The following is a 21,485-nucleotide window of genomic DNA, read 5'->3' as shown; positions in this document are numbered from 1 at the left end:
GGAACCGTGTGCACGGCGCCCGTATGCACGGCGCCCGTATGCACGGCTCCCGTCAGCATGGCGTGCCACGCGTCACGAATCCAACGCACCGTACATACGAGGAATACGCAGATGGAAAAGCACGCGAAGTATCAGCGTCTGATCGATTTCTGCCGGACGCTGCCGGCGATGCCGACAGCGGTCGCGCATCCGTGCGACCAGAGTTCGCTCAATGGCGCGGTCGAAGCAGCCGGGATGGGACTGATCGCGCCGCTGCTGGTCGGGCCGCGCGCGCGCATCGAAGCGATTGCCGCCGAACACGGCATCGACATTTCGAACTTCACGATCGTCGATGCGCCGCATAGCCATGCCGCCGCGGCGGCAGCCGTGCAACTGGTGCGCGAAGGCAAGGCGGAGGCCCTGATGAAAGGCAGCCTGCATACGGACGAGCTGATGGCCGAGGTGATTCGCCGCGACATCGGCCTGCGCACCGAGCGGCGCATCAGCCATTGCTTCGTGATGGACGTGCCCGGGTACGAGAACGCGCTGATCATCACCGACGCCGCGATCAACATCTTGCCGACGCTCGAAGAGAAGGTCGACATCCTGCAGAACGCGATCGATCTCGGGCACGCGCTGAAATTTGACGAAGTCCGCGTGGCGATCCTGTCCGCGACCGAGAGCGTCAATCCGAAAATTCCATCGACGGTGGAAGCGGCGGCCCTGTGCAAGATGGTGGACCGCGGGCAGATCACCGGCGGGCTCGTCGACGGTCCGCTCGCACTCGACAACGCGATCAGCATTGAAGCCATGCGCATCAAGCAGATCGAGTCGCGGGTGGCCGGTCGCGCCAATGTATTGATGGTGCCGGACCTCGAAGCGGGCAACATGCTCGCGAAAAGCCTGTCGTTTCTCGCCGGCGCGGACGCGGCGGGCATCGTGCTCGGCGCGCGCGTGCCGATCATTCTGACGAGCCGCGCGGATTCGCTGTCGACGCGTCTCGCGTCGTGCGCGGTCGCCGCGTTGGTGGCCAAGGCACGGCGCGAGGCCGGCAAGGTGGTCGGGTGACGTCATGGCGGATGTGATCCTCGTATTGAACGCAGGTTCGTCGAGCCTCAAGTTCAGCGCCTTCGACGTGCAACAAGCGCAACTCGAGCTCATTTTGCGCGGCCAGATCGAAGCGCTCTACACGAGCCCGCGTTTTCGCGTGACGGACCGCGACGGTAATGCCAGCTCGCACGAATGGGGCGATGGCCATCGGCTCGGCCATCAGGGCGCGATCGAATATCTGGGCGGTTTTTTGCACGACCACGGCGGCGGCAATCAACTGAAGGCGGTCGGGCATCGCGTCGTGCACGGCGGGCAGCGGTTTGCCGGCCCCGTCCTCGCGACCTCCGAGGTGATCGATCAGCTGGACAGCCTGAGCCCGCTCGCGCCGCTGCATCAGCCGCATAACCTGACCCCGATCCGCATCCTCGCGCAGCTGCGTCCCGACCTTCCACAGGTCGCGTGCTTCGACACCACGTTTCATCGCACGCAGACCGAGACCGCGCAGGCCTATGCGCTGCCCCCGTCGATTACCGACCGCGGCGTGCGGCGCTACGGTTTTCACGGGCTCTCATACGAATACATCGCGAGCGTGCTGCCGGAGATCGCACCGGCCGCGGCGGCGGGGCGCACCGTCGTCGCGCATCTGGGCAACGGCGCGAGCATGTGCGCGATGGTCGCGGGCAAGAGCGTGGCGAGCACGATGGGCTTCACGGCGGTGGAAGGCCTGCCGATGGGCACGCGTTGCGGCAGCCTCGACCCCGGCGTGATGCTCTATCTGCTCGACGAGCTGAAGATGGATACGCAGTCGATCGCGGACCTCATTTACAAGGGCTCGGGGCTGCTCGGCATGTCGGGCATCTCGGGCGACATGCGCGTGCTGCTCGACAGCGACGACCCGCGTGCCCGCTTTGCGATCGACGTCTACACCTACCGCATCGGGCGCGAACTCGGCAGTCTCGCCGCGGCGATGCAAGGTCTCGACGCACTGGTGCTGACGGCCGGCATCGGCGAGCACGCCGTCGCGATCCGCGAGCGCATCGTGCGCGATGCCGCGTGGCTCGGCGCCGAACTCGACGAAGCGGCCAATCGGGCGGGCGGCCCGCTGATCACCCGCGCCTCGAGCAGGCTGCCGGTCTGGGTCGTGCCCACCAACGAGGAACTGATGATCGCCCGTCATACGCGCGCTATCGCCCCATAAAGGAGTATCACCATGACGATCGAGCAACCGCGTTTGATTCTGGAGGGAGCGAAGGCCCTCGTGACCGGCGTCGCCAACGAGCATTCGATTGCCTACGGATGCGCGAAGGCGTTTCACGACCTCGGCGCGAGCGTTGCGCTCACCTATGCGAACGACAAGGCGCTTCCTTATGTGGAACCGATAGCCAAAGCACTCGATGCCGAGATCTTCATGCCGCTCGACGTAACGGGCGAGGACGAAATGAAGGCCGTGTTCGACCGGATCGAGAAGACATGGGGAAGCCTCGATATTCTCGTTCACGCCGTTGCATGGGCGCCGAAAGCGGATCTGCAGGGCGGCTTGCTGCAATCGTCGCGCGAGGGCTTCCTGAGCGCGATGGACATCTCCTGCCATTCGTTCGTGCGGATGGCGCGCCTTGCCGCGCCGCTAATGAAAGACGGTGGCACCATGCTGACGATGAGCTACTACGGCGCGAACAAGGTCGTGCCGAACTACAACCTGATGGGCCCCGTCAAGGCGGCGCTCGAAGCCTGCGCGCGCTATCTGGCGTTCGAGCTGGGACCGAAGGGCATCCGCGTGCACGCGATTTCTCCGGGGCCGCTGCAGACCCGCGCCGCTTCGGGCCTGAAGGATTTCGAGCTGCTGCTCAACGAAGCGGTGCAGCGCGCGCCGCTCGGCGAACTCGTCGACATCATGGATGTCGGCTATACCTGTGCGTTTCTGGCCACGCCGTATGCCCGGCGGGTGTCCGGTTCTACCTTGTATATCGACGGCGGATTGAACATCGTCGCATAGGGTCTGGAGGAGTAAGCATCATGGCTGAACTGTTTCTTGGAAACGTCGAGGAAAGCGTCTCCGACGAAGATATCGGCGAGTTCCTGATTCGCTACGGGTTCCCGCGCTTCAGCTCGATCAAGCGGGTGCTCGGCACGGGCTCGCGGCCAGGCGCGGTGGTCGTCTTCGACGACGTGCCCACGGACGGGCTGCGCATACTGCAAAACCGCGTCCATAACCTGTTCTGGAAGAACCACACGATCGTCGCGCAGCTGCTGCCGGAGCGCGACGAATCGTGACGGGCGACGGGAGCCGGGCATGGGTCTGCTGTCGCGGTGGCTGACCAGGCGCAACGCTTCCGAAGAGAGCGACGATCAGCAGACGAAGGAAATCGTCGAGCGGATCGTCGGGCTCTGTCCGTCGTTGCGGCTCGCGCGCAACTATGCGTCGCGCCTGCGGCCCGCCGTGCAACACACGACCGCCTATCTGCTCCGGCTCGCCGATGAAGTGCCGCCGACGCGCGAAGCGAACGCGGCGGCGTGGGCGACAGACCCGTATATCCACGCCTTTTTCGCCACACCCGACGACGTCTGCCCGGTCTTCAACCGCTCACACGAGCTGAACACGTTCTTCAGCGACCATCCCGCTGCCGATCAGGTATTCGCGGTGCTCGGCATGGCCATGGACGAGCGGCGTATTTTCGGCGTCGGGCAACACGGCGAAACGACGCAAACCGATCTCGCGCAGACGACCATCAACTTCAGCGATCACCAGGTGCGCGTGTGCGAAGAATCCGAAGCCGCGTTGCGGCGCCAGATCGTGTTGCGGATCGTCGATCAGCTCGTGCTCGAAGCCCTCGGCAAGATCGAGGCCGACACCTCGCGGCAGGACGAATTGCAACGCGAAAGGGCGCTGCTGAAAACGCGCCTGACGATTCTCGAACGGCAAGGGGCGGGCGTGCGCTCGCTGCTTGGTAGCGACGCGACGTCGAATTACGCGGAAGTGGCGAAGCTGCAGGCGCAGATCGAAGAGAACGATCAGGCTCTGGCGCAGTTGGGCCTGAAGACAGAGGCGCTGGAGCGGCATCTCGACGTGATGTGCGGTGTACTGGGGGCGCCGGATGCGCATTTCTACGTGCGCAGGAGCGTGTACCGGCTCGACCGGATGAACGTCGTCCTGGAAGAGGGAGATACGCGGCCCGCGCACGAAATCGAGTTTCGCCTTGCGCGTCTGCCGGAGAGTCCCAATGCGATACGGGTTTTCTCGACGGTGCGTTTTCGACGCGCGGACTTTACGCCTCCCCTTAGCGGCCTCGCGCAAGCGCACCGCCTGATCTGACGCGAGCCATGCCCGCTATTTGCCGGCGACCGGCTCCACGGAGATGGCCACGGCCTCGGTATAGACCGCTTGTATCTGGTCGCCTTTTTTGATCCGCTTGAGCTGTTCGGGATCCTGCACGATCAGATCCACCGTATTGCCTTGCGGGCCTTTCAGCGTGACCGCGCCGCTCTGGTGATTGACCGCGATGACGTTAGCCATGATCGTGACTTCGCGCGAGGCCGAGCCGCCGGGTTTCGCGCCCGCCGGTGTGCGTTCGAGCGTCTGCGTTTCGTTGGCGGTCAGCGGCGCGTTGCCTTTTTTCAGCATGATGGTCAGAGCCTGAGAATACTCGGCCTTGACCACGTCGCCGACCTTGATCTGATCGAAGTTGCGCGCTTCCTCGCCGACCACGACCTGCACGACCTTGCCCTTCGGGTCCTTGAGCAAGACGGTGCGCGTTGCCGGCTCGATGCCGACGACCGTCGCGGTCGTTTTGACCATGCCCGACATAGTGACTTTGCCGGGCTCGCTCTTGACCGTGACGGGTGTCTCCGTCTGAGCGAATCCTGTATTCGCGAGACACACGAGCGCCGCCGCGATGATCAGTTTGCGGTTAATCATTTTGCTCTCCTTGCGCGATCAATTGACCGTGTAACCCCGCCCCGACATGCAGGCGGCGAAAGCGCGATTGAACGTGTCCATCGAGCCCTGCGTTTGCGCCTGCGATTGTGTCGCGGCCGCGCGCCGGTTCTGCCGCGCGCGTGACCCGCCGACCATCGTGCCGGTCGCCGCGCCGATCGCCGCGCCCTTGCCGGCGTCGCCCGCAATCGCGCCGATGATCGCGCCGCCGGCCGCGCCGCGCGCGGCGCCCTGCACGCGCTCGCCGCCTCCCACCGCGGGGCCGGAAGGCGGGGGCGGGGCATTGGCGACCATGGTCGGGTCGATGCCGGTATTGCTCTTCGCCCACGAATAGCAGGCGCCTTCGTCCTGCTGCTGTTGCTGCGGGCTTTGCCCTCTGGCCGGATAGGCAATCGGCCTCGATTGCGCCAGGCCTTCCAGCGATAGCGACGCGCTCAACGCGGCGATCACGGCATATTTCGTAGACTTGTTCACGACAGCTCCTTGCGTGGGCACACGCGGGTGCGAGTCGCCGGCTTCCTGTTTGCTCAGGCGTGAGGGCGCAACCGGCACCCGTGAATGGGAATTCTGGTGGGACCGGTTGCCGCGCGGTGGATGCGCAGCAATGGCAGGTTCGCTTTCATCATGGTGTCGCGGGCCTGTCGCGCGCAATCGGACCAAGGTCGTATTTGCAATTTCGTCCATGGTTTCCAAACTGTATTCATGCGACAGGTGCAGGTCGTTTTCATTGCTTCGGACAACTGTCTGTCAAAGATCATGGCCATGCCGCCCGGGGCCGCTGACAAAGCGCAAGGGGAAGCATCGATGGACCGCGATTCGCGTGCTCGTACACGCATCATCCCGTTTGCAACGGCGCTCGACGACGAGGCGAAGCGCGCGCGACGCATCAGCCATGTACTGGGCGCCGCGCTTCTGGCGTGCTGCGGCGCGTTCTCCACTGCGGTGTCGCTGGCGCAGGCGCCGGCCGCGAACGCCCCGGCGAACGCGGCCCCGAACGCACCCGTTTCCGCGGCGGCGCTCGACAAGCTCGTCGGACCGATCGCGCTATATCCGGACGATCTGATCGCGATCATTCTTCCTGCCTCCACCTATCCCGTCGAAATCGTGCAGGCCGATCGCTTTCTCGACCAGTACAAAAATGATAAGTCGCTCAAGCTCAACGACGCGTGGCACGATCCGGTGAAGGCGCTGCTGAATTACCCCAGCATCGTCAAGAACATGAGCACCGATCTCGACTGGACGATCAATCTCGGCGAGGCCGTCGTTGCCGACCAGGGCTCGGTGCTCGAAGCGATTCAGCGCTTCCGGCGGCAAACGCAGTCGGCGGGGCATCTGAAATCCGACGACAAGCAGGTCGTGGTGGTCGAGAAGGAAGTGATCAAGATCCAGCCGGCCGATCCGCAGGTGATCTACGTGCCGCAGTACAACCCGCAGACCATCGTGGTGGCCAGCGCGCCCGTGACCTACGCCTACGCGCCCACGCCCTATCCGGCCTACTACTATCCGTACGCGCCCGGCGCCGCGCTCGCGACGGGGCTGATCTGGGGCGCGGCGATTACCGCCGCCTGGAACGGCGGGCACTATGAAACGCATTACGGAGGCGGCGGCAACAACAACATCAACATCAACCGCGAAAGAAACGTCGAGCGGGGCGATAGAAACGTCGAGCGCGGCGATAGGAACGTCGAGCGCGGCAATATCAACACGGGCGACATCAACCGCGGCGGTGGACGCGGGCAGGGAGGGGGCACCTCCGCGTGGACCTCGGACAAGAAGCCGGGCCAGGTCAGCGGTATCTCGGATCGCTCGGCGCGCACGCAACGGGTCGGCGATCCGCCGTCGCGCGGCGGCGGCGCGGGTGCAGGCGCGGGCGCGGGCGGTGGGTTGGCGGGCGGCAACCGCGGCGGCGCAAACTATGCAGGTGGCGGCGCGGGTGGCGGCGCCGGCGCAAACTTCGCGGGCGGCGGTGCTGGCGCGCAAGGGCGGCCGCAGGCGTCCCAGCGTCCGACGGCGTCGGCGGGCACACGCGAGGTGAGTCAGCGCGCGTCGCCTGGGGGCGGCGGCGATGCGTTCAGCGGCTACGGCTCGGCGCGCGACGCGCAAGCCAACAGCGCGCGCGGCGCGGCGAGCCGTCAATCGACGCGTGGCGGCGGAAATTCCGGTGGCGGTGGGTTCTCCGGCGGTGCCGGCCGTGGCGGTGGCGGTGGTGGATTCTCGCCGCGGCCCAGCGGTGGCGGTGGCGGCCGCGGCGGCGGACGGCGATAAGGAGCAGCCATGAGCGGACAAAGCATCACCGGAAAGCGCCCACGCGACGATTCGCGGCGACGTGTGGCCACATCGCGTCGGCTGTGCGCGATGGTGCTCGCGCTGTCGATTCCGTTGGCCGCGCTCGCCGCGGGGCAGCGCACTTTCGCCACCCCGGAAGACGCGGTCGCCGCGCTGTCCAGCGCACTGAAGACCGACGACGAAGCGTCGCTCGTCGCGATCTTCGGCGAAGCGCACAAGAGCCTCGTGGTATCGCCGGATCAGGCGGAGAACGAGGCGAACTGGGCCAAGGCGAGCAAGGAGATCGAGGCCTATCACCTGCTCGACGACAGGGGCCCGAACCGGCGGATTCTGCTGGTCGGCGACGAGGCGTGGCCGATGCCGATACCGATCGTCAAAGAGGACGGCACCTGGCGCTTCGCCACCGAGCAGGGCGAAGAAGAACTGATCAATCGACGGATCGGCGCCAACGAACTCGAAGCGATCAAGGTGCTGCAGGCTTATATCGGCGCGCAGCGTCAATACGCGTCGCGCGACCGGAACCACGACGGCCTGCTCGAATACGCGCAGAAGCTGGCCAGCACACCCGGCAAGCAGGACGGTCTCTACTGGCCCACCGACGAAAACAGTGACGAAGAAGAGAGTCCGTTCGGACCGCTCGTCGCCGCGAGTTCCGAATATCTGAAAGGCCACGCGGCGGGCGATCCTTACCGGGGCTACCATTTCCACATCCTGACGCGGCAGGGCAAGAACGCGCCGGGCGGCGCGTTCAGCTACGTGATCAACGGCCACATGATCGCGGGTTTCGCGATGGTCGCTTACCCGGCGCGGTACGGCACGAGCGGCGTGATGACCTTCGTGGTCAACAACAACGGCGTCATCTACCAGAAGGACCGTGGCGCGCACGCGCCGCCTGTGACCGAGTTCAATCCGGATCACACGTGGCAGCGCGTCAAGGATTCGCTCTGAGCCGCTCCGGGTTGGCTGAGGCGAAGGCCGTACAGCGCGCCCGTGCTTCCGTCAGGTCCGCTTCCGTACTCGAGGCGCTACGTTGAACCATCCACAGAGCGTCACCGGCCGCGCGTCTTCCACGCCACCCGCGCGCGGGTGGCGCTGCGCGTTTCCTCCCGCGCAGTGGCTGCGAAGCTATCAGCCTCGATGGCTCGCGAAGGACGCGGTCGCCGGCGTGACGCTCGCGGCTTATGGCATTCCGGTATCGCTCGCCTATGCGTCGCTCGCCGGCTTGCCGCCGCAATACGGCATCTACGGCTATCTGGTCGGCGGCCTCTGTTATGCGCTGTTCGGCTCGTCGCGCCAGCTCGCGATCGGCCCGACCTCGGCGATCTCGATGCTCGTCGGCGTGACGCTCGTGCCGATGGCCGGGGGCGACCCCTCGCGCTGGGCTTCGATCGCGGCGCTCACGTCCGTGCTGATCGCGTGCATGTGCGTGATCGGCTGGCTGCTGCGCTTGAGTTCGCTCGTCAGCTTCATCAGCGAGACGATCCTGCTCGGCTTCAAGGCGGGCGCCGCGCTGACGATCGCGATGACCCAGCTACCGAAGCTGTTCGGGGTGAAAGGCGGCGGCGAATTCTTCTTCGAACGGATCGCCGTGCTGTGGGGGCAGCTTCCGCTGACCAACCTCGGCGTGCTCGGTTTCGGCCTCGTTTGCATCGCGTTGCTGCTGCTCGGCGAAAAGTTTTTGCCGGGGCGTCCGGTGGCGCTCGCCGTCGTCGCTGCCTCGATCGTCGTGTTGTCCGTCACGCCGCTGGCCAGCCGCGGCTTCACGCTCGTGGGCGCGCTGCCTCAAGGCTTGCCTGAATTCCGTCTGCCGGGGCTGCGGCTGCGCGATGTCGACGGCATCGTTCCGCTGGCGTTCGCGTGCCTGTTGCTGGCATACGTCGAGAGCGTTTCGGCCGCGCGCGCGCTCGCGCAGGCACATGGTTACGAGATCGACGCCCGCCAGGAATTGCTGGGTCTCGGCGCGGCCAATCTGGCGGCGGGATTGTTCCAGGCCTTTCCGGTTGCGGGAGGACTTTCGCAATCGTCGGTGAACGACAAGGCCGGCGCGAAAAGTGCGCTTGCGCTGGTATTCGCGTCGCTCGCGATCGGCTTCTGTCTGATGTTCCTCACCGGACTGCTCGCGAATCTGCCCAACGTCGTGCTGGCGGCGATCGTGCTCGTGGCCGTGAAGGGCCTCGTCGACGTCGGCGAACTGCGTCATGTGTGGCGCGTGAGCCGCTTCGAATTCGCGATTTCGATGGTGGCGTTCGCGGCGGTGCTGTTGTTGGGCATCCTGAAGGGCGTCATCGTCGCGGTGCTCGTGTCGATGCTGCTGATCATCCACCGCGCTGCGCATCCGCATGTCGCGATGCTCGGGCGTATTCCCGGCACGCGCTATTTCTCGGATCTCGAACGTCATGCCGAGAACGAGACGATTGCGCATGTGCTGGCGGTGCGTGTCGAGGCGTCGTTGCTGTACTTCAATGTCGAGCACGTGCGCGAGACGATCTGGCGCATGATCCACACCGCACCCGAACCGGTCCGGCTCGTGATTTGCGATCTGTCCGCATCGGCGGTCGTCGATCTGGCGGGCGCGCGCATGCTCGAAGCGATGCACGGCGCGCTGGAGGCCGCGGGCGCCGCGATGAAGGTCGTCGGCGCGCACGCGGACGTGCGCGACATGCTGCGCGCCGAGGGGCTCGAGGTTCGTGTCGGCCACATCGGCCGACGCGGCTCGGTGGCCGACGTCGTCGACGCGTTCCAGCAAAACGGCGATTTCGCGGACGACGCGGATCGCGGATGAACTCGAGGAGAAACCCATGTCACGTCAATTTCGTCCTGGCGCGGGCGCGCCCGCACTCGACGCCGCGTACGCCCACACGATCACGCAGTGGCTTGCGGCAGCGGCGCTGCTCGCCAGCCCCATGTTGTGTTACGCAGCGAACCTGAACTTTCTGAAAGACACGCCCATTACTTACATGCGCGAGGCCGACCGTAAAGCGCTCAACGACGCGGCGCAAAAGGCGCTCGATACAAAAAAGGATGGCGAATCGTACGAGTGGAGCAATGCGGGCACCGGCAATTCCGTGTCGATCAAGGGCACGGTCACGCCGCAGGACACGACGAAGGACGGCGATCGAACCTGCCGGACCGCGACGCTGACCGCGGTCGCGAAAGGACAGACCCAAACGTGGACGCCGATCGTCTGCAAAACCGGCAATGGGCCGTGGAAGATTCTGAAGCAATAAACGCATGCGTGTCGCTTCATACGCCTCCGAACATGGCGGCGTCGCCGCGCCGCCCGAGTTGCACGAGCACGTACCATTTGCCCTGTTGATGCATAATTTGTCCAGCGTTTCGCGGCTCATGCACAAGGCAAACACATGGAACACTCTTACGCTAACGACGATACCGGCAATCTGATCCTGCTCGAACATGTCAACCTGAAAATCCCCAACCAGATTCTCGCGACCGCCTTCTACGTCACCGGCCTTGGGCTCACGCGCGATCCGTTCGTGATGACCGGGGTCGAGAATATGTGGATCAACGTCGGCCGGTCGCAGATTCACTTGCCGCACGGGGCGGCGCAACGTCTGCGCGGCAGTGTCGGTCTCGTGGTCGGCGAGCTCGAAGCGCTGGTGAGGCGGCTGCGCTCGGTTGAACCGCTGCTCGCCGGCACCGCGTTCGGCTGGACGGAGCGCGCAGGCAGTGTCGAAGTGACGTGTCCGTGGGGCAACCGCTACGAGTGCCTCGATCCTTTCAATCGATCCGCGTCGGCTCCGTGGTCGGACATCGATCTGGGCATCGCGTTCGTGAAGATGGATGTGCCGGTCGGCAGCGCGTTGCCTATCGCGCGCTTCTACCGCGATATGTTCGATGCGACCGTCGACATCGAAGAGAAGCATGGATTGCACCGCGCGGTGATCGATATCGGCACGCATCAACAACTGCTGTACGCGGAAACGACCCAGCCCATTCCTGAATACGACGGACACCATATCGCCATTTACACCGCTGCTTTTTCGGGGCCGTTCACACGGCTCGCCGAAAAAGGTCTGGTATATGGAGAAGAGCCGCATCAATACCGGTTTGCCGACCTGCTCGATCTGTCATCCGGAGAGCGTTGCTTCCGGCTCGAACACGAAGTACGGAGCCTGCATCACCCACTTTACGCGCGCCCGCTGGTGAACCGGAATCCGGAACAGACCAACCGGAACTATCAGCAGGGGGCCGATTCGCGCGGCGGCCGGTTCTGATCGGCTCAACGAGCGGCGGCAACGCGAAGCGACCCAGGTGAAAACGCGACGATCAGGGCGGCGGTCAGCGACCACAACGGTGCACGCTGATCGCTCGCCACTCCTTAACGATTTAATCTAGAAAATCCACAACACATCGCCTACCCTTAAACGAGCCGGTTTTCCGCGGACCCGTGCATCACTTCTCCCCTCTCTGCGAAGCCGACCCGTCCTGACAAAGCTAACAACGATTCGAAGTCGTACGCTTTTGTCGTCTGCGAGGGTTGCGCCATCGTGCTCTTTCACGCTGTCGTCCGCGTGGATCCATGTCGCACTCCTGCGCTGCAATTCATAGGAACAATAAAAAGCTAGGAGACGCTCATGCCATTCAACCGTATTCAGGGAATTGTCGGCCTGCCACTGCTCGCCATCGCGTTCGGCTTGCCTGCGGCTCATGCCGCCGACGAAGTACAGAACAGCTCGACCACCACCGCCGCGCCGGTGCCATCGAGGCTTCAGCCTGTGACCCAGGATCAGCTCGATCGCGCCGGCAGCATGACGGCGGTCTGGCTCCATCCGAACGGCTCGTACGCGCAGACGCGCTATTACCCCGGCTCGCAGATCAACCGGACGAACGTCGCGAAGCTCAGGCCGGCGTTCATCTTCCAGACGGCCGTCAACGAGTCGATGGAAACGGCGCCGATCGTGAAGGACGGCGTGATGTTCCTGACCACGTCGTTCGATCACGTGTACGCGATCGATGCGACGACGGGCAAAGAGTTCTGGCATTACAAGCACAAGATGGGTCCGGTCACGACGTTCTGTTGCGGGCCGAACAATCGTGGCGTCGCGATTTCGGGTGACCGGCTCTATATGGGCACGCTCGATTCCAAGCTCGTCGCGCTCGACGCCAAAACCGGCAACGTGCTGTGGCAAAGCCAGATCGCCAATCCCGACGAGGGCTACTCGGAAACGATGGCGCCGACGGTCGTCGACGGCAAGGTGCTGATCGGCACGAACGGCGGCGAGTACGGCATTCGCGGCTTCGTGAAGGCGTACGACGCGAATTCCGGCCAGTTGCTGTGGACCTTCTACACGATTCCGGAAACCGGCCAGGAAGGCGTGTGGGCCACCAAAGACGCGACCGGCCGCGACGAGAAGCGCGACATCGACGCGGAGAAGAAGCAGTTGGCCGACAAGGGCGGCGACTTCTACAAGACGCTCGGCGGCGGCGTGTGGATGACGCCGGCGGTCGACCGGAAAACGCACACGGTGTACTTCGTGGTCGGCAACCCGTCGCCGGACCTGTATGGCGCGATCCGGCCGGGAGACAACCTCTATACGGATTCGCTCGTCGCGATCGATCTCGACACCGGCAAGTACAAATGGCACTACCAGTACGTGCCGCACGACGTCTGGGACCTCGACGCAGTGAGCCCGCCGGTGCTGATCGACGTGCGCGACAACGACGGCAAGATGATCCCCGGCATCGTGCATGCGGGCAAGACCGGTAACGTGTACGTGCATGATCGTGCGACCGGCCGTCTGATCCGCTTCTCGCAGGCGATGATTCCGCAGGAAAACATGTGGACCCTGCCGACAGCAGCCGGCGCGCGCATGCTGCCGGGCGCAAACGGCGGCGTCGAGTGGTCGCCGATCGCGTTCGATCCGCAAACGCGCCTCGTCTACGCGGCCAACCTGAATCAGCCGATGACGTACCAGGTCGAGGACGCCGCCTATCCGGGCGGCAGCAAGCTGTGGCTCGGCGGCGCCTTCAAGCTGATTCCGTCCGAGGCGCAATGGGGCAAGCTGTCGGCCGTCAACGTCGACACCGGCAAGATCGCGTGGGACTACAAGACCGACCAGCCGCTGATCGGCGGCGTACTTGCAACGGCGGGCGGTCTCGTGTTCAACGGCGAGGGCAACGGCCTGTTCCGCGCGTTCGATGCCGCCACCGGCAAGAAGCTGTGGGAGTTCCAGTGCGGCGCGGGCGTCAACGCGCCGGCCGTGTCGTACATGGTCAACGGCAAGCAGTACATCGCGGTCGCGGCGGGCGGCAATACCCAGATCGACTTCAAGCGCGGCAATAGCGTCGTCGTGTTCGCGGTGCCATGAGGCGGCCGGCGCCGCGGGGAGCGCCGGGTGGGGCGCGCGCTGCATGGGTGGCGCTGCTGTGCGGCGGACTGATCGCCGCATGGCTGCCGTCGGGCGCGCGCGCCGACGCCGAGGCGGGCAAGGCGAAAGCGCAGGTGTGCGTGGCCTGTCATGGGCCGATGGGCAATTCGACCAATCCGGACTATCCGATTCTGGCCGGGCAAACCGCGCGCTACCTGTATCTGGAGCTGAAGGACTTCAAGCAGGGACGGCGCAGCGATCCGCGCATGTCGCCGATGGCGGCGAACCTGTCGAGCGAGGACATGCAGGACCTCGCCGACTACTTCGCCGCGCAGAAGCCCGTATCGGTGCCGTTCAACGCGGATGGCGCGAGCATCGAGGCGGGCCGCAAGAAGGCCGCCGAGCTGTTGTGCACGATGTGCCACCTGGGTGGCTTTTCCGGGCAGAACGAGATTCCGCGCGTCGCGGGCCAGCAGTATCAGTACATCGTCAAGCAATTGCAGGACTTCCGCTCGCACACACGCACCAACGATGCGGGCAACATGACCAGCGTGACGCGTAATCTGTCCGACGACGACATCCATCATCTGGCCGCTTATATCAACAATCTGCATTAGCACGGGGAAGACACCATGACAGACATGTTCACTCGGCAGCTTGCGGCCGCCGTTCTGCTCGCCAGCGCATTCGGCGCATGGGTGCCGGCGCTCGCGCAGGACCAGGGGGAAATCAACCGCCAACTGCTCGCGGCCGCGAAGGACGACGATCAGCAGTCGGTCGTCGCGGCGCTGCAGCGCGGCGCGTCGGTCGATGCGATGAACCGGATCGGCGACACCGCGCTCGTCACCGCGTGCAAGAAGGGCGATACGGCGATGGCGCGCACGCTGATCGAGCGCGGCGCGAACGTGCAGCATGCGAACGCGCCGGGCGATACACCGCTGATGGCCGCTGCCTACGGCGGCTTCGACGAGATCGTCGCGCTGCTGCTCGCGCATGGCGCCGAGCCGCTCGCGACCGATCGCGTCGGCAAGACCGCGATGGAATACGCAGCGGGCCAGGGGCAAACGAAGGTCGTCGGTCAGTTGCTCGATGCGGGCGTCGACGTGAACCGGACCTACAAGAACGAACTGACCGCGCTGATGTGGGCGGCGGGATACGATCGCGCGGAGACCGCCCAACTGTTGCTCGCGCGCGGCGCGAACCGGTCGTTGAAGGACAATCGCGGGATGACGGCGAAAGATATCGCGGTGCAGACGAAGTCGGAGCGCGTCGCGGGGTTGTTGTCGGCGGGTTAGCGACTCGAATCACGCACGCAATGCCGGCCGCGCTTGCGCCAGAATCGCCGGCAATGCCTCGAACGAATCGATCAGCGCGTCGCAGCGCGGCAGGTCGGCGCCGCTCGCGCTGCCATAGCCGTAGCTGACGATGAAGACCGGGAGACCGGCCGCGCGCGCTGCCGCGACATCGACCGATGAATCGCCGACCAGCACGCAACGTTCGGGCTCGACGTCGAGCAGCCGGCACGCGTGCCAAAGCGGCTCGGGCGACGGCTTCATGCTCGCCACGGTGTCGCCCGCGACCAGCCCGTCCAGATAAGCGGCAAGCCCCGTTTTGTCGAGCAGCGCCGCCGCCAGCGCCTGCGGCTTGTTGGTCACGCACGCGCAGCGGTACCCGTGCTGCTGCAACGCGCGCAGCCCGGCCATCACGCCAGGAAAAACCCGACCCAGCGCCGCGTTGGTCACCGCGTAGTGCCGCTCGAACACGGCCTGCGCGTGGTCCAGTTCGACGTGCTCGCCGAGGCCCGCCGCATCCAGCGAGCGTTGCACGAGCTTGCGCACGCCGTTGCCGATGAAGCCGGTCACCCTGTCGTACGGCAGCGGCGTGGCGCCGAAATCCGTCAGCATCAGGCCGGCAGCCGCGACGATGTCCGGCGCGGTATCGACCATCGTACCGTCGAGATCGATCAGGACAGCGTGGTAGTCGCGGTTCATTGCCGTGACGCGCTCGCGTTCGCCTGGTCCGCGTTCAGTGCGCCGTGCGCAGCCGAATCGGGACGACGCGTGGCGTCTTGATGCCAACGGCGCAGTGTCGCCAGATCCACCCAGCGATGCCATTCGCCGCGCACCATCGCAACGATCGGCGCGTGCGGATCGCCGAGATGAGGCAGCACGGCCAGCGCGCCATCGAAGTCCTCGTGCGCGGTAAAAGCGCTCGGCGTGACGATGACGGGCACGCGCGCGGCGCGCGCCGCCAGCAGGCCGTTGCGCGAGTCCTCGAAGGCGAGACAGGCCGCGGGCTGCAAGCCGAGCTGTTCGAGCACGTGGCGATAGACGTCGGGGGCGGGCTTTTTTGCTGGCGTGGTGGCGGCGTCGCCGATCGCCGCGAAGCGATGGCGCCAACTGGCGCCGAAATGCGCCTGCAGCAGCGCGTCTAGGTTGGCGGGCGTCGTGGTCGTCGCGATCGCCACGCGTAGACCGGCCTCGTTCGCCTCGTCGATCAGACGCGCGATGCCGGGTCGTAGCGGCACGCCGCGCTCGCGCATGCGCTCGGTGTAGTGGCGCGTTTTCAGCGCGTGCAGCGCGTCGACGGCCTCTCGCGCTCGCGGGCCCCCGGCTTCCTCGCACTCGACCGTGCGCCAGTAATGCAGCAGACGCTCCTTGCCGCCCGCCACTTTCAGCAAGCTGGAATAGAGCGCTTCGTCCCAGAACCAGTCGAGGCCCGCTTCGGCGAACGCGGCGTTGAAGGCGTGCAGATGAGCAGTCTCGGTGTCGGCGAGCGTGCCGTCGACGTCGAAGATGAGGGCTTGCATCGTGCGGTCCTCGCAAGGGTGGGGTGCCGTTCAGACACGCACCACGATAGCCGAGCCGTCCGCCGATTCAAATTCAGAGATTCTTTCGCCGCCGATAAGCGGGACTTTGTGTGCCGGCACGCACCGAACACGCACGCCGCGCCGCGTCATTTGCCCAACTGCGGATCGGTCACGAAGCCCAGCTTCGTCAGCCCGCCACGCTGCGCCGCCGACATCACGATCGCGACACGCTCGTACGCCACCTTGCGATCGGCGCGCAAATGCAGCTCCGGCTGCGGCGTCGCGAGGGCGGCTTGCGCGATGCGCGCGCGTAAGCCGTCGTCGGTCACGGGCTGACCGTCCCACAGCACCGTGCCGTCCGCCTGCACCGCGACGTCCACGTGCGCGGGCTTGAGCGCTTCCGGCTGACTGCTTGCGTGCGGCAGATCGATCCTGACCGCGTGTTGCAGCGCCGGAATGGTGACGAGAAAAATGATCAGCAGTACCAGCATCACGTCGACGAGCGGCGTCATGTTGATCTCGTTCATCAAACCTTGATCGTCGTCGTCGGAGAAAGGGCTCATTGCCATTCGAGGTCTCCGTCGCGGTTTGCGTTCGTCGCGTTGGTGCCGCGCGGCACCACGCGCATCTGCGGCCCGGCGCTCGACGGCAACTGCGAGCCGGTCACGAAGTACGCGTGCAAGCCGTGCGCGAAGCGCTTCAGGCGCGCGACGATCGAGCGGTTCGCGCGCGTCAGGCCGTTGTAGCCGAGCACGGCGGGAATCGCGACGAAGAGCCCGAACGCCGTCATGATCAGCGACTCGCCGACCGGGCCGGCGACATGATCGATCGAGGTCTGACCGGTCTCGCCGATCACGATCAGCGCATGGTAGATGCCCCACACGGTGCCGAACAGCCCGACGAAAGGCGCGGTGCTGCCGATCGACGCGAGAATCGCGAGGCCGCTTTGCAGGCGCGCGATCGTCTCGTCCATCGTGTCCTGCAGACGCCGGGTGATCCAGTCGGACACGTCGATGCGGTCGTGCAGATGCTGCTGCGTCTGCCGATGGTGCGTCGCGGCTTCATGGCCCGCCAGCGCGAGCGCGAGCAGCGGGTTGTCGTGCGCGCCCGATTCCGGATGGCCGAGGCTGCGCAGCCCGTCGTCGAAGCGGTCCGCGCTCCAGAAGCGCGCGTCGCTCCGGGTTGCGCGCCTGAGGCGGATCAGTTGCCACAGCTTCACGATGATCACCGTCCACGACAGCACCGACATGATCACGAGCACGCTCAGAATGCCGCGCGTGACGATATCACCTGAATCCCAGACGTTTGCGAGTCCGTAGTGTTGCATGGCGAGTTCCTTCGTTTGGTGTCCCTGGTCTGTTTGGCGGTGCGCTCACCCTGTCGCGTCACTCGGTCAGTCCGAACACGAACGACTGCGAGTATGCGGCGCGCACCGGCGTGCCGTTTTCGGTGTACGGCTGGCAGGCGCCCGCATGGACGGCGGCGAGCGCCGCGTCGTCGAGCCGCGCGGAGCCGCTGCTGGTTTGCAGCCGCGCCGTTTCGATATGCCCGCTCAGCCCGACGACAAAACGCACGATCGCCGTGCCATGCTCGCCGCGCCGCTTCGCGATGTCGGGATAGTCGGGCTTCGGAATCGAGCAGTCGACGTGCGACACGTTGCGCGGCTCGGTCGACGCGGGCACCGCCGGATGGACGGCGGAAGCCGATGCCGCCGACGGCGCGGCGGCTGTTGGCACGGCGGCTTGCGTGACGGGCTGCGCGGTGCTTTCGCGTGTCGGAGACGGTGTCGGCACAGGCTTTTCCACCCTGCGTGGCACCTGCGCGCGAGGCTGCGGCGCCGGTTTGACGCGCACGGCGGGGTGCGTGACCGGCGGCGTTGGCGCCGTCGGAACGACAGCGGCGGGTGGGGGCGGCGCGGGAGGTGAAACAACCGGAGCGGGAGGCTCGGGGCTCAGCAGCGACGCGGTGATCGTGCGCGGCTCGACCGGACGCTCGACGATCCGGTTACGCGCGCTCAACGCGATGGCGAGCAGCACCAGATGCGCGGCGATCACGGCGCCCAGCACGATGGCCGCGCGACGGTAACCGGCCGCGGCATTCGTAGGACTTCCTGGGTTCACCATGGCAACTTGCAGCATCATCGCCACCTCCGCGCTCATTGTCCCCCGCCGACCCCGCTTTTCAAACCCGCGACGGCCGGCGCGAAGCAATTCGGGAAAATCTCCCGCCGATCCGCGTTGTCAAACAATCGCCCGGTGGGCTACCTTGAAATGATGACGCGAACCATCGCGGCGCCGCCATATCAACCCGGAGTACAACGATGCTGGAGACACGGATTTTCCCCCGACCAACACGCCGTTCCCTCGCGCTGGCCTGCGCGCTCGTGCTGGCCGCGAGCGCCGCGCATGCCGCGGCCGCGCCGCTCGCCTACGTGACGAGCGAGAAGGCCGGCGTCGGCGTGATAGATCTCGACCAGATGACGCTCACGCAGACCTTTCCGGTCGGCGCCGGTGGCCCGCGCGGCCTGAGCCTGAACGCAGACGGCACGCGTCTGCTGGTCGCCAACAAGAACACGAACGATCTCGCGGTGATCGACACCGCCACGGGCAAGGTGGTCCAGCGCGTGAAGATCGGCAAAAACCCTGAATATGTGCGGGTGCGCAACGGCTACGCGTACGTGACCTACGAGCCCGGCGAGGACGGCGGGCCGCCGGGAGCCAAACCCGACGCGAAGGGGGACAATAAGCCCGCAGCGAACGCGGGCAACAAGCCCGGCGCGGACGACGACGACGCGAACAAGCCGCCCGCCGAAATCGCGATCATCGATATGAAAAACTGGCACGTGATCCGTTCGGTCACGAGCGGCCACGAAACCGAGGGCATCGAATTCTCGCGCGACGGCCAGATGATGCTGGTCACCAACGAAGGCGACGATACGGTGTCGATCTATCACACACGAACCGGCGCGCCGATCCGAACCGTGAAGCTCGCGGCGGGCGGGCGGCCGCGCGGCATCCGGCTGTCGCCTGACGGCAAGCATTATGTTGTCACGCTGGAGTCGCTCAGCAAGTTCGTCGTGATCGACGCGCACACGTTCGAGGTAGTCAAGACCGTCGACACCAAACTCGGGCCCTATGGCGTCGCGTTCGGTCCAAACGGTCAGCGGCTCTTCGTGGCCGCCGCGCGCGACAAGGTGGTGCAGGTGTTCGACGGTCACACGTACGAACATGTCGCCGATGTGCCGGTCGGCCAGCGCTGCTGGCATTTCAGCTTCACGCCGGACGGCTCGAAGCTGATGGTCGCTTGTGGTCGTTCCGACGCGGTCTACGTGCTCGACGCGAAGAGCTATCAGCCGCTCAAGCAGATCGGTGAGCTGCCGCTCGCGTGGGGCATCGTCACGTATCCGCACAGCGACGGCTCGATCGAATCGCATTGAGCGAGGCGGGCGAATGAGCTGTTATCGGGTCCTGCCATACCGGTACGTTCGCGCGCGGCACCGCCGCCGCGAGTGCCCGGTCGATGAACCAGAAGGTCACCGTCCCGCTAAAAATTTCCATGTCACTTGACGTCCAGTTGAGATTCGTCGCATCCGCAAGCGATGCAACGAGCTCGTTCAAGAAGAAGGACTCCCTAAGTCGGCAACCTATATAAGAGAGCAGGCGAGCCGCCGCGCAACCGACTACCTTTTGATGAGCCGCCTGACGGCGAGTCGGACAGAATGCGGGAGCCTGGAAAAAGCCCCGCGGGAGAGGCGATACAAAACATATCTCGTCATCATGCGGATAATCTTCTTGTCGAGGGGCAAGGAGTTCAGCGTGGTTTTTGGAAAGACCTCATAGTCGGACGGTTGCCCAAAGCCCAAAAACATCGAGATCTGGTCATTCAACCGGGTGATGAATTCGGTGTTGACGATAATCGGCTCGGACCTTTGGATTTCGCTGTCTACCTGGAGGAAGACGCTTTTCCTGACGAAATTCTTGTTGTTGACGGGCCTCGCTCTGTGTATGCCGTATGTGTTGTAGATCAGCAAGGAGCCACTGGGCATCTTGAAGCTTCTGATCGCGGACTCGTAGTTCGCTTCGATAAACTCGTCGGTATAGTCGCTATATGCCTTTTCGCCCGACCAAAGGTGAGAGCCTTCGATATATTGAAACTCGCCATCCTCGACCTCCGAGACATAAAAAATAAAGATGATTCCCGGAATATGAGCGAATGCTTTGTCAGTCTTGTTGTCGGTGTGCCACTGCATATGGTGTCCACCATATGTTTCATAATAACGCAGCGCTTTCAGCCGGAATTCGTTGCCCAGATATCGCTCGCAGATTTTGAGCACTAACGACGAGGTGGCAAAGTTGTAGAAGGTCTTCGAAACTGCGAGAAGATTGGTCAGGTAGTACTGTTTCTCGGAGTAGACGCCGCTGATGGAGTTTTCATTCAGCCCAATTCTCGTTTGTGTCGCGTCGCGCTCGATGGTTTTCAGCGTGTATTGCGATATCGCCGAGGGGAAGGCGTAATATCCATTTTCATTTAGATCGCTGACGATCTGATCGATGTCGACAGAGAGAAACTCACTGCAAAATAATGCTGCTTCATTTTGCTTGTCACCGGCCCGGACACGACGTGAGCTTGCCGGTGTCTCGTCGACGCTGATTTCAAGGCTGCAGCCCGAATCGTCAATATTGAGGGGCGCGCCTGCCATTGCTTTCTCCCATGGTTTTTCGACCTCTCACTGCCCGTTTGTCGAATCGAAATGGACAAATGGATGTTAGTTGCAGGGACGTCGTCGAAATCGCGGAGTCGGAAGACGACAAGATTTTGGCCAGCCGAGACCCGAGGCTGCGCCAGTTAGCGAAAAGATCACGAGCCGTGATCTCTGATCGTCTCCCGTTTGTGTGACGAGAACCGCGTCTGGCGCCGCGAAGCCGAAACCGGAGCTGCGGCAGCTGAAGAGGCACCGGCGCCTCAGTTTCATTTGCAACACTCGCGCCGCTCATGAGACGTTCATTGTGTTGCATCGACCGGTTGGATCCGCCGAGCGGAGCCGACTTTCGAATGTCCCAGCTATGGTGCGGGCGAATGACGCTTCATGGCCGCACTGAGA

At 64.6% G+C, this 21,485-nt stretch carries 22 protein-coding genes; 14 read left to right on the top strand and 8 right to left on the bottom strand.

The genetic code is table 11. From position 1 onward, the window contains the following. Positions 1 to 57: 57 nt before the first annotated feature. The 5 genes from OKW27_RS18680 to OKW27_RS18660 are packed head-to-tail and all read left to right on the top strand — an operon-like array spanning position 58 to position 4,339. The gene (locus tag OKW27_RS18680) at positions 58 to 1,047 is read left to right on the top strand and encodes a phosphate acetyltransferase (RefSeq protein ID WP_090808979.1); all 990 of its coding nucleotides are present in this window, start codon (positions 58 to 60) and stop codon (positions 1,045 to 1,047) included. Between the two features lie 4 nt (positions 1,048 to 1,051). Beyond that, the gene (locus OKW27_RS18675; protein ID WP_429334370.1) at positions 1,052 to 2,227 is read left to right on the top strand and encodes an acetate/propionate family kinase; all 1,176 of its coding nucleotides are present in this window, start codon (positions 1,052 to 1,054) and stop codon (positions 2,225 to 2,227) included. A 12-nt stretch (positions 2,228 to 2,239) separates the two neighbouring features. After that, the gene (fabI, locus tag OKW27_RS18670; protein WP_429334369.1) at positions 2,240 to 3,022 is read left to right on the top strand and encodes an enoyl-ACP reductase FabI; all 783 of its coding nucleotides are present in this window, start codon (positions 2,240 to 2,242) and stop codon (positions 3,020 to 3,022) included. Positions 3,023 to 3,042: 20 nt separating this feature from the next. Continuing rightward, positions 3,043 to 3,300 (top strand): hypothetical protein, encoded by a 258-nt coding sequence (locus OKW27_RS18665; RefSeq protein ID WP_090808984.1) that lies wholly within the window; start codon positions 3,043 to 3,045, stop codon positions 3,298 to 3,300. 19 nt (positions 3,301 to 3,319) lie between these two features. Continuing rightward, positions 3,320 to 4,339 carry a hypothetical protein gene (locus tag OKW27_RS18660; RefSeq protein ID WP_429334368.1) on the top strand — a complete coding sequence of 340 codons (1,020 nt, stop codon included), beginning with the start codon at positions 3,320 to 3,322 and terminating at the stop codon, positions 4,337 to 4,339. 15 nt (positions 4,340 to 4,354) lie between these two features. Here OKW27_RS18660 and OKW27_RS18655 read toward each other — a convergent pair whose 3' ends face one another. Together OKW27_RS18655 and OKW27_RS18650 are read right to left on the bottom strand one after the other, a co-directional pair. Next, positions 4,355 to 4,942 carry a hypothetical protein gene (locus tag OKW27_RS18655; RefSeq protein WP_090808989.1) on the bottom strand — a complete coding sequence of 196 codons (588 nt, stop codon included), beginning with the start codon at positions 4,940 to 4,942 and terminating at the stop codon, positions 4,355 to 4,357. A gap of 18 nt (positions 4,943 to 4,960) precedes the next feature. Next, positions 4,961 to 5,434, bottom strand: a complete 474-nt coding sequence (locus tag OKW27_RS18650) for a glycine zipper family protein (protein WP_090810400.1) — start codon at positions 5,432 to 5,434, stop codon at positions 4,961 to 4,963. A 330-nt stretch (positions 5,435 to 5,764) separates the two neighbouring features. Between OKW27_RS18650 and OKW27_RS18645 the strand changes: the two genes are divergently transcribed. The 8 genes from OKW27_RS18645 (at position 5,765) to OKW27_RS18610 (ending at position 14,870) form a co-directional block, all read left to right on the top strand. Further along, entirely contained in the window at positions 5,765 to 7,225 is a 1,461-nt protein-coding gene (locus tag OKW27_RS18645; RefSeq protein WP_429334367.1) for a DUF3300 domain-containing protein, read from the top strand. Between the two features lie 9 nt (positions 7,226 to 7,234). After that, positions 7,235 to 8,194 (top strand): DUF2950 domain-containing protein, encoded by a 960-nt coding sequence (locus OKW27_RS18640; protein ID WP_090808991.1) that lies wholly within the window; start codon positions 7,235 to 7,237, stop codon positions 8,192 to 8,194. An 82-nt stretch (positions 8,195 to 8,276) separates the two neighbouring features. Next, entirely contained in the window at positions 8,277 to 10,028 is a 1,752-nt protein-coding gene (locus tag OKW27_RS18635) for a SulP family inorganic anion transporter (protein WP_090808993.1), read from the top strand. Between the two features lie 16 nt (positions 10,029 to 10,044). Further along, positions 10,045 to 10,473 carry an RT0821/Lpp0805 family surface protein gene (locus OKW27_RS18630; protein WP_429334366.1) on the top strand — a complete coding sequence of 143 codons (429 nt, stop codon included), beginning with the start codon at positions 10,045 to 10,047 and terminating at the stop codon, positions 10,471 to 10,473. Between the two features lie 135 nt (positions 10,474 to 10,608). Next, entirely contained in the window at positions 10,609 to 11,481 is an 873-nt protein-coding gene (locus OKW27_RS18625; protein WP_090808997.1) for a VOC family protein, read from the top strand. Positions 11,482 to 11,841: 360 nt separating this feature from the next. After that, on the top strand, positions 11,842 to 13,575 hold the full coding sequence (locus OKW27_RS18620) for a pyrroloquinoline quinone-dependent dehydrogenase (RefSeq protein ID WP_429334365.1): 1,734 nt from the start codon (positions 11,842 to 11,844) through the stop codon (positions 13,573 to 13,575). Next, positions 13,572 to 14,192, top strand: coding sequence for a c-type cytochrome (locus tag OKW27_RS18615; protein ID WP_090809001.1), 621 nt, complete (start codon positions 13,572 to 13,574; stop codon positions 14,190 to 14,192). Before OKW27_RS18620 ends, OKW27_RS18615 begins: the two co-directional genes overlap by 4 nt. Before the next feature lie 15 nt (positions 14,193 to 14,207). Further along, positions 14,208 to 14,870, top strand: a complete 663-nt coding sequence (locus tag OKW27_RS18610) for an ankyrin repeat domain-containing protein (protein WP_187611501.1) — start codon at positions 14,208 to 14,210, stop codon at positions 14,868 to 14,870. 9 nt (positions 14,871 to 14,879) lie between these two features. On the opposite strand, the gene gph is transcribed toward OKW27_RS18610, so the two are convergent. The 5 genes from gph to OKW27_RS18585 all read right to left on the bottom strand — a co-directional run bounded on the left by gph (position 14,880) and on the right by OKW27_RS18585 (position 18,525). Beyond that, the gene (gene gph / locus OKW27_RS18605) at positions 14,880 to 15,566 is read right to left on the bottom strand and encodes a phosphoglycolate phosphatase (protein WP_429334364.1); all 687 of its coding nucleotides are present in this window, start codon (positions 15,564 to 15,566) and stop codon (positions 14,880 to 14,882) included. Further along, positions 15,563 to 16,384 (bottom strand): HAD family hydrolase, encoded by an 822-nt coding sequence (locus OKW27_RS18600; protein WP_429334363.1) that lies wholly within the window; start codon positions 16,382 to 16,384, stop codon positions 15,563 to 15,565. Before OKW27_RS18600 ends, gph begins: the two co-directional genes overlap by 4 nt. Positions 16,385 to 16,530: 146 nt before the next feature. After that, positions 16,531 to 16,953, bottom strand: a complete 423-nt coding sequence (locus tag OKW27_RS18595; RefSeq protein ID WP_429334362.1) for an ExbD/TolR family protein — start codon at positions 16,951 to 16,953, stop codon at positions 16,531 to 16,533. Further along, positions 16,944 to 17,711: a MotA/TolQ/ExbB proton channel family protein gene (locus OKW27_RS18590; protein ID WP_090809011.1), complete on the bottom strand. Its 768-nt coding sequence runs from the start codon at positions 17,709 to 17,711 to the stop codon at positions 16,944 to 16,946. Before OKW27_RS18590 ends, OKW27_RS18595 begins: the two co-directional genes overlap by 10 nt. Before the next feature lie 58 nt (positions 17,712 to 17,769). Next, a complete protein-coding gene (locus tag OKW27_RS18585; protein ID WP_429334361.1) occupies positions 17,770 to 18,525 on the bottom strand; it encodes a TonB family protein in 756 nt (251 codons plus the stop codon). A gap of 179 nt (positions 18,526 to 18,704) precedes the next feature. Here OKW27_RS18585 and OKW27_RS18580 point away from each other — a divergent pair, with 179 nt between their 5' ends. After that, a complete protein-coding gene (locus OKW27_RS18580) occupies positions 18,705 to 19,820 on the top strand; it encodes a beta-propeller fold lactonase family protein (protein WP_429334360.1) in 1,116 nt (371 codons plus the stop codon). A 243-nt stretch (positions 19,821 to 20,063) separates the two neighbouring features. On the opposite strand, the gene OKW27_RS18575 is transcribed toward OKW27_RS18580, so the two are convergent. Next, positions 20,064 to 21,083 (bottom strand): phytanoyl-CoA dioxygenase family protein, encoded by a 1,020-nt coding sequence (locus tag OKW27_RS18575; RefSeq protein WP_429334359.1) that lies wholly within the window; start codon positions 21,081 to 21,083, stop codon positions 20,064 to 20,066. Positions 21,084 to 21,485: the final 402 nt, after the last annotated feature.

Source organism: Paraburkholderia sp. 35.1 (assembly GCF_050436525.1).
Taxonomy (GTDB): domain Bacteria; phylum Pseudomonadota; class Gammaproteobacteria; order Burkholderiales; family Burkholderiaceae; genus Paraburkholderia; species Paraburkholderia tuberum.
Note: the sequence above shows the minus strand (reverse complement) of the source record. Positions and strands in the feature narration are given on the sequence as shown.

Excerpts from the sequence above, each read along its gene's own strand:
- OKW27_RS18680 (WP_090808979.1), top strand. The coding sequence starts at position 58 with ATGGCGTGCCACGCGTCACGAATCCAACGCACCGTACATACGAGGAAT.
- OKW27_RS18675 (WP_429334370.1), top strand. The coding sequence starts at position 1,052 with ATGGCGGATGTGATCCTCGTATTGAACGCAGGTTCGTCGAGCCTCAAG.
- fabI (WP_429334369.1), top strand. The coding sequence starts at position 2,240 with ATGACGATCGAGCAACCGCGTTTGATTCTGGAGGGAGCGAAGGCCCTC.
- OKW27_RS18665 (WP_090808984.1), top strand. The coding sequence starts at position 3,043 with ATGGCTGAACTGTTTCTTGGAAACGTCGAGGAAAGCGTCTCCGACGAA.
- OKW27_RS18660 (WP_429334368.1), top strand. The coding sequence starts at position 3,320 with ATGGGTCTGCTGTCGCGGTGGCTGACCAGGCGCAACGCTTCCGAAGAG.
- OKW27_RS18655 (WP_090808989.1), bottom strand. The coding sequence starts at position 4,942 with ATGATTAACCGCAAACTGATCATCGCGGCGGCGCTCGTGTGTCTCGCG.
- OKW27_RS18645 (WP_429334367.1), top strand. The coding sequence starts at position 5,765 with ATGGACCGCGATTCGCGTGCTCGTACACGCATCATCCCGTTTGCAACG.
- OKW27_RS18640 (WP_090808991.1), top strand. The coding sequence starts at position 7,235 with ATGAGCGGACAAAGCATCACCGGAAAGCGCCCACGCGACGATTCGCGG.
- OKW27_RS18630 (WP_429334366.1), top strand. The coding sequence starts at position 10,045 with ATGTCACGTCAATTTCGTCCTGGCGCGGGCGCGCCCGCACTCGACGCC.
- OKW27_RS18625 (WP_090808997.1), top strand. The coding sequence starts at position 10,609 with ATGGAACACTCTTACGCTAACGACGATACCGGCAATCTGATCCTGCTC.
- OKW27_RS18620 (WP_429334365.1), top strand. The coding sequence starts at position 11,842 with ATGCCATTCAACCGTATTCAGGGAATTGTCGGCCTGCCACTGCTCGCC.
- OKW27_RS18615 (WP_090809001.1), top strand. The coding sequence starts at position 13,572 with ATGAGGCGGCCGGCGCCGCGGGGAGCGCCGGGTGGGGCGCGCGCTGCA.
- OKW27_RS18610 (WP_187611501.1), top strand. The coding sequence starts at position 14,208 with ATGACAGACATGTTCACTCGGCAGCTTGCGGCCGCCGTTCTGCTCGCC.
- gph (WP_429334364.1), bottom strand. The coding sequence starts at position 15,566 with ATGAACCGCGACTACCACGCTGTCCTGATCGATCTCGACGGTACGATG.
- OKW27_RS18600 (WP_429334363.1), bottom strand. The coding sequence starts at position 16,384 with ATGCAAGCCCTCATCTTCGACGTCGACGGCACGCTCGCCGACACCGAG.
- OKW27_RS18595 (WP_429334362.1), bottom strand. The coding sequence starts at position 16,953 with ATGGCAATGAGCCCTTTCTCCGACGACGACGATCAAGGTTTGATGAAC.
- OKW27_RS18590 (WP_090809011.1), bottom strand. The coding sequence starts at position 17,711 with ATGCAACACTACGGACTCGCAAACGTCTGGGATTCAGGTGATATCGTC.
- OKW27_RS18585 (WP_429334361.1), bottom strand. The coding sequence starts at position 18,525 with ATGATGCTGCAAGTTGCCATGGTGAACCCAGGAAGTCCTACGAATGCC.
- OKW27_RS18580 (WP_429334360.1), top strand. The coding sequence starts at position 18,705 with ATGCTGGAGACACGGATTTTCCCCCGACCAACACGCCGTTCCCTCGCG.
- OKW27_RS18575 (WP_429334359.1), bottom strand. The coding sequence starts at position 21,083 with ATGGCAGGCGCGCCCCTCAATATTGACGATTCGGGCTGCAGCCTTGAA.